The sequence below is a fragment of the Pseudoalteromonas sp. SWN166 genome (genome assembly GCF_015864485.1).
GTDB lineage: Bacteria > Pseudomonadota > Gammaproteobacteria > Enterobacterales > Alteromonadaceae > Pseudoalteromonas.
The window spans coordinates 1-12,981 of sequence record NZ_JADYXB010000024.1; the positions used below are offsets into that span (position 1 = coordinate 1).

Annotated in this window: 10 protein-coding genes; 4 read left to right on the plus strand and 6 right to left on the minus strand. The window is 41.7% G+C overall.

Annotation, left to right across the window (positions count from 1 at the left end; all coding sequences use genetic code 11):
- Positions 1–203: 203 nt before the first annotated feature.
- From I6F49_RS14010 to I6F49_RS14035, 6 genes are all read right to left on the minus strand, one after another.
- Positions 204–413 (minus strand): cold-shock protein, encoded by a 210-nt coding sequence (locus I6F49_RS14010; protein ID WP_006792549.1) that lies wholly within the window; start codon positions 411–413, stop codon positions 204–206.
- A gap of 186 nt (positions 414–599) precedes the next feature.
- The gene (locus I6F49_RS14015; protein ID WP_006792548.1) at positions 600–809 is read right to left on the minus strand and encodes a cold-shock protein; all 210 of its coding nucleotides are present in this window, start codon (positions 807–809) and stop codon (positions 600–602) included.
- Between the two features lie 425 nt (positions 810–1,234).
- A complete protein-coding gene (locus tag I6F49_RS14020; protein ID WP_197181070.1) occupies positions 1,235–2,239 on the minus strand; it encodes a YeiH family protein in 1,005 nt (334 codons plus the stop codon).
- Complete coding sequence (locus tag I6F49_RS14025; RefSeq protein WP_197181071.1) at positions 2,239–3,234, minus strand: TauD/TfdA family dioxygenase; 996 nt, start codon at positions 3,232–3,234, stop codon at positions 2,239–2,241. The genes I6F49_RS14020 and I6F49_RS14025 overlap by 1 nt, the downstream gene beginning before the upstream one ends.
- Positions 3,235–3,243: 9 nt before the next feature.
- Positions 3,244–4,206, minus strand: coding sequence for an aldo/keto reductase (locus tag I6F49_RS14030; RefSeq protein ID WP_197181072.1), 963 nt, complete (start codon positions 4,204–4,206; stop codon positions 3,244–3,246).
- 215 nt (positions 4,207–4,421) lie between these two features.
- A complete protein-coding gene (locus I6F49_RS14035) occupies positions 4,422–5,171 on the minus strand; it encodes a GntR family transcriptional regulator (protein WP_165726269.1) in 750 nt (249 codons plus the stop codon).
- Between the two features lie 181 nt (positions 5,172–5,352).
- On the opposite strand from I6F49_RS14035, the gene I6F49_RS14040 reads away from it, so the two are divergent.
- The 4 genes from I6F49_RS14040 to I6F49_RS14055 all read left to right on the plus strand — a co-directional run bounded on the left by I6F49_RS14040 (position 5,353) and on the right by I6F49_RS14055 (position 12,782).
- On the plus strand, positions 5,353–6,120 hold the full coding sequence (locus tag I6F49_RS14040) for a sulfite exporter TauE/SafE family protein (RefSeq protein ID WP_331458729.1): 768 nt from the start codon (positions 5,353–5,355) through the stop codon (positions 6,118–6,120).
- Between the two features lie 107 nt (positions 6,121–6,227).
- Complete coding sequence (locus I6F49_RS14045) at positions 6,228–8,288, plus strand: glycoside hydrolase family 31 protein (RefSeq protein ID WP_197181073.1); 2,061 nt, start codon at positions 6,228–6,230, stop codon at positions 8,286–8,288.
- A 107-nt stretch (positions 8,289–8,395) separates the two neighbouring features.
- Positions 8,396–10,135, plus strand: coding sequence for a solute:sodium symporter family transporter (locus I6F49_RS14050; protein WP_197181074.1), 1,740 nt, complete (start codon positions 8,396–8,398; stop codon positions 10,133–10,135).
- Between the two features lie 211 nt (positions 10,136–10,346).
- Positions 10,347–12,782 (plus strand): TonB-dependent receptor, encoded by a 2,436-nt coding sequence (locus tag I6F49_RS14055; RefSeq protein ID WP_197181075.1) that lies wholly within the window; start codon positions 10,347–10,349, stop codon positions 12,780–12,782.
- Positions 12,783–12,981: the final 199 nt, after the last annotated feature.

A 12,981-nucleotide genomic window follows, 5' to 3' on the forward strand; every position in this document is an offset into this window, starting at 1 on the left:
TAGTTGTATTAGACATAATATGTATCCTAAAAAATTAATATAAGTGTGCCTGAAAAGAGGCGATTGAGCCGGAAAAAATAGTTAACTTGAGGATATCGCGTAGGATTATTACTAAAACAACGGGGTACTAACAAATAAAACAAAACTTCTTTCAAACTAGTATTCAAAATGGGTTATTACTAACCCATTAAATTGTTTAGCAATTAAATGCTAACAATGTTTTCAGCTTGTGGGCCTTTTTGACCTTGAGTAACAGTAAACTGTACACGTTGGCCTTCAGCTAAAGTTTTGAAACCGTCGCCAGAGATTGCGCTGAAATGTGCGAAAACATCAGGACCAGATTCTTGCTCGATGAAACCAAAACCTTTTGCTTCGTTAAACCATTTTACTGAACCAGTAGTTGTAGTAGACATAATATGTATCCTAAAAAATTAATATAAGTGTGCCTGAAAAGAGGCGATTGAGCCGGAAAAAATAGTTAACTTGAGGATATCGCGTAGGATTATTACTAAAACAACTCGGTACTAACAAATAAAACAAAACTTCTTTCAAACTAGTATTCAAAATGGGTTATTGCTAACCCATTTTAACGAAAGCAATTAGATGCTAACGATGTTTTCAGCTTGTGGGCCTTTTTGACCTTGAGTAACAGTAAACTGTACACGTTGGCCTTCAGCTAGAGTTTTGAAACCGTCGCCAGAGATTGCGCTGAAATGTGCGAAAACATCAGGACCAGATTCTTGCTCGATAAAACCAAAACCTTTTGCTTCGTTGAAAAATTTAACTGTACCAGTTGTAGTATTAGACATAATAGTATCCTAAGAATTAATAAAAGTGCGCCTTAAATTAGGCAATTTAACAGGAAGAAAACATACATTTAACTGAGGATAACGCGAAGGATTATTACTAAAACAACGTGGTACTTACAAATAAATAGGGTTTTCTGTCAACCCGATGGCAAGCAGGATAACAGTAAATTAAGTTATATACCAAGCCCTATTGTAAATTTATTTTAGAGTAAGTGCTTTATTTGTTTGTTTGTTTTTTAACTAGCTAGTTATAATTGAGATGATTTTTTTAACTTATAAATTAAAGTTAAGTTTATTTTAATCAAAGCTTTACGCTTATTTTTATACGCAATATTAGAGTAGGTAAAATACAGGTTTTAACTGGTTAAAACATGACCTAATTACCTACTAAATTTTTTGATATATATCTTAAATAACGTGATTCATTAGTTCCAAATTACAAATCCAAGTATTAATAATGCAATCCAAAGTGTTTCAGCCACAATTAAAATAATGGGTTTCATACCTACTTCGGTTAGTTTTCCTAAATTAGTTTTCATACCAATGGCTGAAATAGCCGCAATTAAAAAGAACTGCGAAAGTTCGTTAGCGGTTTCAAGCACTATTGTAGGAAGAGAAAAGCAGCTATTTATTATCATGAGTATGACAAAGCCAATTAAAAACCCAGGGACTTTAGGTAATTCTCCGTGTTTTTCTTTATTTGAGCGATTAATAATAACCATCATAATAAGTACAACGGGTAGCAACATAGCAACACGTACAAGTTTAGTTAGGGTTGCTATATCGCCAGTCTCAGGTGATACCGAATAACCAGCACCTACTACCTGCGCTACGTCGTGTATTGTGCCGCCTAAAAATACGCCTGCATTATGGGCGTCAAACTCAAGGTAATTAACCACAATAGGGTAGAGGATCATAGCAAGGGTCGACATGGCTGTTACGCCAATAACCGTAAGTAAAGTATCGCGCTCTTTATGTTCGCTGTTTGGCATAATAGAGGAGATGGCTAGCGCAGCAGACGCTCCACAAATAGCAACCGAGCCGCCAGTAAGTGCACCAAAGCGCTTTTGTAAGCCAAATGCGCGCGCAAGTACTACGCCTAAAATAATAGTAGTAAATATAGCGCCCGCTAACATAAGTGCGGTTTGCCAACCCAGTGTTACTAAATCTCCCAGTGCTATGCGTGTGCCTAGCAGCACTATACCTACGCGCAAAACCGTGGTGCCGGTAAAGTCGATACCTTTGGCGCAAGGGCTATCGCTTTGATACAAAAATGAGACAGCCATACCCAGTAACAAAGCAAACAGCATGGCTGGCGCGCCGTAATGCTCACTTAAAAATAAAGCGGCAAGGCCAGTCATTGCAGCAATGCTGGCACCTTGCCATAAAGGTGATATTTTACAGCTTAATTTACTACTTAAGCGCTGCATTACGCTTTAGCTGCGGTAAGTGCTACTAACACTTGGCGTTTACGTTCGCCTGTAAAAGGGCGGCGACCATGCATAGCCATTTCGTTATCAACTAAGGCTACATCGCCATCTTGCCATGCAAGATCAAAGGTAAATACTTTTGAAAGCTCAACAATTTTATCAAGTCCAGCTTTAGGAATGGCACTGCCATCGCCAAAGGTAATAGCAACCGATGGGTTTTCGCGTACGCCTTTCCAGCCCATGTAAGCGGCAATCAGTTGGTTATAAAAAACCTGAACATTGTTTTCAAGGGTTACTACTGCAGGTAAAACCGGAGTAACGGCTTTTAGTGAGCCGTCTTCAAGCCACTCCCATTCGTAACCCAGTTCGGTTAATTTGTTATGTGCTTCGTCTTTGGTTTCAACGCTTAGTGTACTTTTCCAGCTTCGGCCTTGGCCTGATGTTGCGTCGTCAGCGGCTGGCATATAGGTGGTGTACTTTAGGCCTTTGTGTTCAAAGTCATGGGCAAGTTTACTGTCGTATTCTTTTAATGCGCTAAATAACTTATCTGATCGGCAAAGAGGTGTTTCACCACCTTCTTCTGCGGCCGATTTACAAAAAAAGAATAACTTACTTGGCGAAATAGGCGTTTGCGCCATTTCGTGGTGTAAGTATATTTCTACATCTTTTGGCGCTTCGTTAGCTGTAAATACACGCTCGGTAAAATTAATACGCACCGCGTTTGAAAGCGACTCTTTATAAGTAAAATTGTCGTAATCAAACCCTGCTGAAAACGTATCAAAGGTTTCGGCGCTATTTACAGGAAAACCACGAAACAACACAGCTCCTGAGCTGCGAAGTTTTTTGGCCAGTTCGCTTTTATTGGCGCGAATGAAAGCTACCGCTTCTTCAACGGTGCTGGCGTTATTGTTATTAACCACAATGCACGGAAAAACCGAATCATCGAATGTTAATTGAGTTGGCACTGAGGCGTAGTTAATTTCGGTAGCTGACATTGTATGTTCCTAATCGTAAATTGGGTGAAAACGGTTAAAGGCAGCTTCACAAAAGTGCCCAGGGTCGTTAAATCGGCGATTACTGTTAAGCGCAGAAATTTGCGCCATTTCTTGCTCTGTTAATTCAAAATCAAACAGTGCGAGGTTTTCTTTCATGCGTTCAAGTTTTGAAGTTTTTGGAATAATGGCAGTGCCACGTTGCACGCCCCAGCGAAGTACGACTTGTGCTGGCGTTTTGCCATGATTTTGTGCAGCCGCTTTAACAACGCTTTGCTCAAGAACCGATTCGGTTTTATCTGCCATTTCAAGCTCAAGGTACGAAAGTGCACCCAGTGGCGAAAACGCAGTAACCGGAATATCGTACTGCTTAGCTAATCTTACTAATCGCTCTTGCGTTAAATAAGGGTGCGATTCAATTTGCAGCATGGCAGGTTTGATATTTGCGTAGGTCATTAAATCGTGAAGCAGTGCGCTTGAGTAATTACATACCCCAATGCGTTTAGCTTTATTGTTATGTACTTGTTCTTCCATTGCTTGCCACGTTAAATATAGCGGCACTTTTGCCAACTCCATTTGTGGGTTTTGCGCGTCTGGATCAACAAACCACTCTGGTGGATAGCGGGTTTCTATTGGCACAAATGTTTGCGCAATCGGAAAATGAATTAGGTATAAGTCTAAGTAATCTAACTTTAAGTCACTTAGTGTTTTATCAATCGCGAGGCCAACATGCTCTGGTGCATGAAAGGTATTCCACAGTTTTGATGTTACCCATAATTCTTCGCGGGTACATAAGCCATCGTTTATTGCTTGGGCTATGCCATCGCCTACTTGCTCTTCGTTACCGTAGTCTGATGCGCAATCAAGATGGCGGTAACCTGTCTTAATGGCTTGGTATACCGTTTGTGCACAATCTTCTTGTGCTACTTTCCATAAACCGAACCCTACTGGAGGGATATTATTTAATGAACTCATTGGGAATTCCTGTTAAAAATGCATAATGACTTAGGTCTTGTATAAGACATAAGTTATTATACGAATCAAACAGTGTCAATACTGTGTTAACAGCAAAGTAGTAAATGGTTCAGTTAAAAAACCTGCAGGCAGCAAAAAGGCAGCGTTTGCTGCCTTTAAAAAATATTTAATTATTATGCGCTAAAGTGGGTTGTTAGCACTAAAGAGGCTCTTAATCAGTCGAGCTCAATTTGATAGTGGTAATGATCGCTACGGCATTTGCTTTGGCGGTATTCAATACGCTTACCTTCGATTGATTCGGTAATGCGTGATACCAGCAGTAGTGGGTCGCCAGCTTTAATAGCAAGCATTTTGGCATCATCAACTGTAGCAAGTACGGCTTTAATACTGTCTTGGGTTTTGTGTACAGTTTGGTTAAATTTGGTCTGGTAGTAATGGTACAATGTATGCGGAATATCACTACTTTGATGTATATCAGGAAAGTAGCTTTGCGGTAGGTATATAGTTTCGCTCATGCAAAATTCGTTATCAAGAATACGCCTACGAACAAGCTTGGTAACTTTGTCTTTTTTATTGAGTTGTAACGCTTCTATTACTTCAACTGGCGCTGCACAAAGCTCAACCGATAGCAGTTCAGCCTTTGGCAAATCGGCGCCTTTTCCGTCGGCTTGTAACGGAAAAAATCTAAATAAGGCATCTTGCGCAGTATGTTGCGATACAAACGTACCAACGCCTTGGCGACGAGTCACTATTTTATTATCGGTTAATAAGTTTAGTGCTTTACGAACCGTACCTTGGCTTACGTTAAATTCTTCAGCAAGGCGAAATTCGCTTGGTAGTGCTTCGCCAGGTACCCAGCGTCTTTCAACAATGAGCTGTTTAATATAATCAGCCACTTGTAAGTAAAGCGGTTGAAAAGCCAAGCTTGGGCCACTTAATTTGTGATCAAACATAGAGTTACTCATTATTATTTACCATTAAATTTAATCCACCTGTAGTTATATCATAGGTGAAACCTTTTACGCATATTTGCGCTAGCTCAATTAAACGTGAACTACTGCTGTAATGTTTTTATAGGCGCAAAATATACATTATGCCTAAAAACAAATCGTTACACTACAATAGCTCACCCTTAGGAAATTAAAAGTGCTCAGTATTTCTTTTGAACTCATTTTGCTTATGGCGCTGTGCCTAAGCCTTGCCACTATTATGCAAACTCTCAGCGGGTTTGGCTTTGGGTTACTAGTGGTTGCAAGCTTTACATTGCTTGATGTATTGCCGCTCACCGCGACTACATTTTTAGTGAGCTTATTGGGTTTGGTTAACTCTACAACCGTGGTGGTTAAAAACCGCAGCTCGGTAAAAGTACCCGAGCTAAAACTTATGTTGTATACCGGTATTCCGTTAATGCTGGTAGGTTTTGTGCTGCTTGAGTTTATGTCGTCGCATTTAACGCACTACTTAAACTTTATTTTAGGCGTAAGTATTTTATTGTGCTGCGCTTTAATGCTGATTGGCCGCGATCGTGCTAATAAGCAAAGCCGTCCTCGTTCGTTTTTAATAGCCGGTGGGGTGAGTGGGTTACTTGGAGGGTTGTTTTCAACCTCAGGGCCACCGCTTGTGTTTCAGTGTTATAAGCAAAGTTGGTCTATTGAAGCTATTCGCAGTACGTTATTAGCGGTATTTACTATTGGCGGGCTAGTACGTGTAGGTATCGCTTTATTTGGTACTTTGCCAGAGCTCGATATTATGTTTTTAATTGCAGCGGCTATTCCTTTAGTGTTGCTAGTTACGCATTTTGCTCGTAAATTAACGCCCTACGTAGACGCTAAATGGATACGCATTATAGCTATTACGCTGCTAGGGCTGAGCGGCGTATCGCTGGTGGCTACATCGGCGCCGGGTATATTTTAAAAATCACGATGTAAATAATTCATCTTAGGGTTATTTACATTGACATGGGGATTACAATTATTTAACTTGTGTCTTATACAAGACTAATAATTGGTTAAGGAACTCCCATGAATGCATTTGAATTACGTGAGCCAGACTGGAACGCAATAGAGCCAGCACGCTTAACCGCACCGCCAAAGTTACAAGGTAATGTGCTGGTTTTGCCCACTCAGTTTGGTGATATTAGCGTAACGATAAGCCAGTTTGGTTTACGTTTAAATGCAGGCACCACACATGACGAGCAGTTTAAAATATTAACCACAACCCTATCAGAATATCCCCTTACACTTAGCAAAAACAATAATGATTACAGTGTAAGCGGTGGCGAATACCGCCTAGAATTTTACAGCGACCCTTTTCATTTCAAACTTTATAAAAACGATGAGCTAGTACAGCAATCAGCAACTGATGGCCACTTTGTACGCCAACACCGTTTACCGCCACTGGCTAAAACAGATAACGGCTGGATTTTAAGCCTTGAGCTTAACTACGATGAGGCAGTGTATGGTCTTGGCGAAAAGTGGGGCAAGCTTGATAAACGCGGCCAACTTATTCGTTCATACAACCACGATGCGCTGGGCGTTAACGCCGAAAAGTCTTATAAAAATACCCCGTATGCATGGAGCCCAGAAGGCTGGAATTTATTTGTACATACACCCGCGCCTGTTACCCATGGCGTAGGTTATGCATTGTGGTCGCAACGCGCTTATGTATGTTTAGTTGAAGATGACGCGCTAGATGTCTTTTTATATCAAGAACAAACACCAGCTCAAAGTATTAACCGCTATTGTGAACTAACAGGTTTTGCACCGGTGCCACCGCAGTGGAGCTTTGGTGTTATTTTATCAAAAGCGTATTACAAAGATGCCGACGAACTACTTAGTGTTGCCCGCGAAGTACGTACTAAAAAAATGCCGTGCGACGTAATTACCCTTGATGGCCGAGCATGGCAAGACACCGACACTCGCTTTGCCTTTGAATGGGACCCAACACGCTACGCCGACCCAAAACCAGTGCTTGATGAACTTAAAGCCATGGACTTTAAAATTTGTGTGTGGGAATACCCGATGATCTCGGTAAATAACCCATTGTTTGCTAAAGCGGCCGAAAACGGCTGGCTTATAAAAGACAAACGCACAGGCAAAGCGTATCAATACGAGTGGGATTTAAGTCCATTTGGCGAAGTACTTACGCCGCTGCCAGAGTCGGGTATTTTAGATTTTACGCACCCTGATGCTTACGAATACTGGCTTGAGTCGCATAAGCCTTTGTTTGAGCTTGGCGTAGATATGATAAAAGCAGATTTTGGCGAGCAGCTAGAAGACGAAAATATGGTATCGCACAGTGGCGACAGCGGTATAAGATTACACAACGTTTATAGCATGTTGTACAACCGCTGCGTTTATGAAGCCGCCGAAAAATACTGTAAAACAGGGCCATTTTTATTTAGCCGCTCAGCATGGACGGGCAGCCAACGCTTCCCTGCACAGTGGGGCGGTGACCCACAAGCCGATTGGCAAGGTTTAGCGGCGAGTATTCGTGGCAGCTTAGCGTGGGGTATGTCGGGCGGGCCGTTTTTTGCAACCGATATTGGCGGTTTTTACAAAGACACTCGCGACGCAGAGCTTTACGTGCGCTGGGCGCAAGCCTCAGTATTTAGCGCACACATGCGCTTACATGGTATTGGCCCTCGCGAACCGTGGTCTTATACTGAGCAAGCAAGTGATGCGGTATTTGCAGCACTTAAACTACGCTATCAACTTATTCCTTATTTAGAACAAAGTGCAGAGCAAGCGCAGCAAACCGGTTTGCCGATTCAGCGTGCAATGGCACTGGCATTTCCTGATGATGTGCTAGCACATAGTTTTGATCAGCAATTTATGTGCGGTGAAAAATTACTGGTTGTGCCATGTGTAGTACCAAACGGTAAAGTGAAATTTTATTTACCACAAGGCAGCTGGATTCGCTTCCCCGATAAACAAGCTTACGAAGGTGGTAAGTACTACGAGCACACACTCGCACTTGAAGAAATGGCAGTATTTATGCGCGAAGGCGACAGCCTAATGCTTGGCCCAGACGTTCAACACACAGAACAAGACATGAGCCAATTAACGCCATGGCCTAAATAAAACTCGGCTTAATAAAAAACACACAGCACACAACACACATACAACACACAATAATAAAGATATTAGCTTACTTTTTACCGAGTAAAGTAAGCTAAAAGGGGCGCAAGATGGAAGGTATGAACATTACCATGACACTGCTATCGTGCTTGGCGTTTATGGCGCTGGTGGGATATATCTCGTACCAAAAAACCAAAGGGGAAGTTAATACCCAAGACGGCTATTTTTTAGCGGGTCGTGGGTTAACGGGTACGTTTATAGCAGGGTCGATGATCCTCACTAACTTATCGGCAGAGCAACTTATTGGTCTTAATGGCTCAGCCTATGGTTACAACCTAAGCTCAATGGCGTGGGAAGTAACCGCAGGGATCTCAACAATCATTATGGCGTTGATCTTTTTGCCGCGTTATTTAGCGGGTGCGTTTTCTACCTTACCTGAATTTTTACGGGATCGTTTTGACGATACCGTACGGCGCATGACGGTGATCTTATTTATGGTAGGGTATTGTTTTATAACGATCCCTTCGGTTTTGTACTCAGGATCAATAGCCGTACTTAGGCTGTTTGATGTACCCACCTTATTAAATATGAGCTACGAAGCAAGCTTGATTGTAACTATTATTACAGTGGGCTCTATTGGCGCAATATACGCTGTTTTTGGCGGTTTAAAGGCCGTTGCGGTGTCGGATACTATAAACGGAGTTGGGCTACTTATTATTGGTATTTTAGTGCCAACACTGGGTTTAATTGCATTGGGCGACGGGAGTTTTTCAGAAGGATTAAGCACCCTTGTAAACACCGATACAGAAAAGCTCAACGCTATTGGCAGCAGCGACGATCCTGTGCCATTTGGCACTATTTTTACAGGCATGATCTTAGCTAATTTATTTTATTGGGGCACCAATCAGTACGTGATCCAGCGTACACTGGGCGCTAAAAACTTAGTTGAAGGCCAAAAAGGGGTGTTGTTTTCAGGGTACTTTAAAGTGTTAGTGCCGTTTATGATGATGATCCCAGGCGTTATTGCTTACCATCTTTATAAACACGAAAGCCTACCCACTATCGATTTAGCTTATCCACATTTAGTAAAAGAAGTACTTCCACAGTATTTGTCTGGGTTCTTTTTAGCGGTGCTACTAGGTGCCGTATTTAGCTCGTTTAACTCACTGTTAAATAGTGCAGCAACCTTATTTTGTTTAGACGTTTACAAACCAATGAAAAAAGACAAAGTAACAGACAGCCAACTTATAAAAGTGGCTAAAATTACCAGTATTATTATTGCCGTATTATCGTTTATAACCGCGCCATTATTGATGTTTGCACCCGAAGGCTTGTGGCACATAATTCGTGTATTTACAGGTTTTTACAATATTCCGGTCATCACAATTGTATTAGTGGGTTTGTTTACTCGAAAAGTGCCTGCACTGGGTGCTAAAGTCGCAATTATATTCCATATTATTGCTTACACTTTGCTTAAATTTGTATGGGATGTAGACATAAACTTTATCCATATTTACGCCATTTTATTCTTTATTGAATTGGCAATTATGCTGGGTATTGGTTACTACAAACCACTTAAAACACCATGGCAATTTACACGCAAAGCCGAGGTAGACCTTAATCCTTGGAAATACGCACTGCCTTGCGCCATCGTATTAGTAGGCCTAATTGTTAGCTTATATATATTGTTTTCTCCGCTTGGACTTGTTGGTGGAACCAGTGTGTACTTTGTACCAAGCTTAGTTGCCGTTTGGGCTACAGCCTTTGTACTTAGCTGGTGGAGCGTTCGTCGTTGGCATACACGCTACGAAAATAGCTTAGCGCATATTGGGGTTCCAAAGGCCGCATAACGTGCGGGTGAGTCCTCATTACTTAATTTAAAATTACATTTTATTCACATAATGATTGCATTAAGAAGATAGTTTGTTTAAATTTAAAGCTCTTATATAAGATATAAGAGCTTTAAGGGAATTATAACAACACACTGCACCGCTTTATTAGCAACCCACACAATTGCTAGCGCGGTACCACACAGCACACACGCACAATATGGAGAATGACATGAGAGCTAAAAAGTCCGTCTTAAGCTTGGCAGTCACGTTAGCAATGACAACCGGTTTAGCATTAAGCACGCAAGTACATGCGCAGCAAGAGCAAGCCGAGCAAGAACAACAAAAAGTAGAAGAAGCTAAAAACGATACGTTTGAAAAAATAGTCGTTACCTCGCAAAAGCGAACGCAAAGCTTAAACGAAGTACCTGTTGCGGTATCGGTACTTAACAGCGATCAAATTAATTCAGCTTTTGCTAATAACATGGAAGGCTTACAGTCACTTGTCCCTTCGGTGAGCTTTAGAAAAGGCACAACAACACGTAACTCAGCGCTAACAGTACGTGGTATTGGTACTATTTCATTTAGTATTGCTGCCGAGCCAAGTGTAGCAACCGTGGTTGATGGCGTGGTACTTGGCCGCTCTGGTCAAGCTTTTGCCGATTTATACGACGTAGACCGCATTGAAGTATTACGCGGGCCACAAGGTACATTATTTGGTAAAAACGCCTCAGCAGGTGTGGTAAACATAACAACAAAAGATCCCTCATACGACACAACAGGCAGCGTAGAAACTTCGTTTTATCAAGATAACGAATACCGTTTTAAAGGTGTTATTAGCGGCGGTTTAACCGACGACCTAGCCGCTAGCTTAACGGTATTTAAAGGCAAGTTTGACGGTTACATTGATAACGTTTACAACAACGAAAAAGTAAACGGCTATGACCGCGAAGGTGCACGCGCCGTATTTAAATACGAGCCAGAGGACGACTTAAGCGTAAAATTTATAGCTGAATTTTATAACGCAGACGACGATTGTTGCGCCGACTTAGAAGCCCTGCCAAGTGGTCGTAATCCTGATTCAAAAGCAGCGCCAAACAGTAATGGTATTGTTGATGGCGTAGCCGATATTGACCTAGACCAACGCAAAGTAGACCATGATTACGAGTCGCGCACAATTGACGAACATAGCGCGTTTTCGGTGCAAGTTGATAAAACAATTGGCGACTATACGTACACGTCAATTACAGCGCAGCGCTCATGGGATAACACCGAATACCGCGAAGGCGACTTTACCTCTATTGCTGGCGACAGCAGCGAGCCAGTATTTGGCGCGCCGTTTCAACTACATGATATTGGTGCACAGCAATGGGATCAGTTTTCACAAGAGTTTAGAGTTACATCAAACCTAGCTGGGCCATTTAATTATGTTGCCGGCTTATTTTATTGGAACATGGACTCACAACGTAACTTTACTCGCGATGCAAGTTGCCAAAACAATGGTGGCCAGCTTGATAGTGCCATGGCGTTTTACGCGCAAAATAACTTATCGGGCGCTGAGCTTGATACTGCACTTGCTGATTTAGAAGGTTACACACAAGGGCTAGGCGTTAGCTGTAACGCTAACGATATTGTATCGGCCACTGCTTTTATGAGCACCGAATTTAATAACTGGGCAGCCTTTGCCGACGGTACTTATGATTTATCTGAAGATTTACGCGTTTTATTTGGTATTCGTTACACCGACGACGAAGTGTCGTACACACACCGCCGTGTAAGTAACGATGTATATGGCCGCACCGGTGTAGGCGTACGCCCAGCAACACTAAATACCGATGACGAAGGCAAAGCAGAAGAAACCAACGTATCGGGTCGTTTAGGTATGCAATACGATTTAGGCGATGGCCAAATGGTATACGGTACCTACTCGCAAGGTTACAAAGGGCCTGGTTTTAATATTTATTACAACTTTAATCCAGACACCGACAGCCGCGAAATATCGCCAGAAGAGTCTGATGCTTACGAAATTGGCTACAAATACGCAAGCCGCGAGTTTGTGTTTAACATGGCACTTTTCAGAACAGAAATTGAAGGTTTTCAAGCTAACAACTTTGACTGTTCAGACGGCACCTGTATTACCCGCTTAACAAACGCGGGCGATGTAAGCACACAAGGTGTTGAAGTTGACTTTATGTGGGCTGCAACAGAGTCACTAACGCTTACCGGTGGTGTCGCTTATATTAAAGCTGAAATTGACGAGTTTAATTGTCCGGCAGAAGTAGCTGCAGGTTCGTGTACTGACCGCTCTGGTTTAGATGTTCCATTTTCGCCAGATTTAAAATACTCACTAACAGCTGACTACTTTATTGAAACTGAGCATGGCTTTAACGTACACATAAATAGCTCATACATTTACACCGACGAGCAATACTCAGACTTACCAGACAACGTTGGTGAATTTAACCCAGCTGCTTTATTACCAGATTACGGTATTTTAAATGCAAGTGTGGGTTTATCGTTTAAAGATGACGCGTTTAGAGTGTCGCTTATTGCTAAAAACTTAACCGACGAAAGTTACGTAACTACCTACAGCGGCGATAACTTCCGTTACCAAATACCGCGTGATGCAGAGCGCTACTTTGGCGTATCGTTTAAGGTGCGTTTTTAATATTTAAATAATTACATTTAATAATTTCCCTGAAAATAAGCGCAATGTTTTACACGTTGCGCTTTTTTGTGTTTTATTTTTGTGACTTATCTTTGTAATAATTTAGTCATTGTTTCTTCATTAAAAAGTCCTTTGGTAGTCATATCTATTTTTTATAGTGCAGCGGTTACTTATTAGAGGTTTACGCTTCAACAAAAAA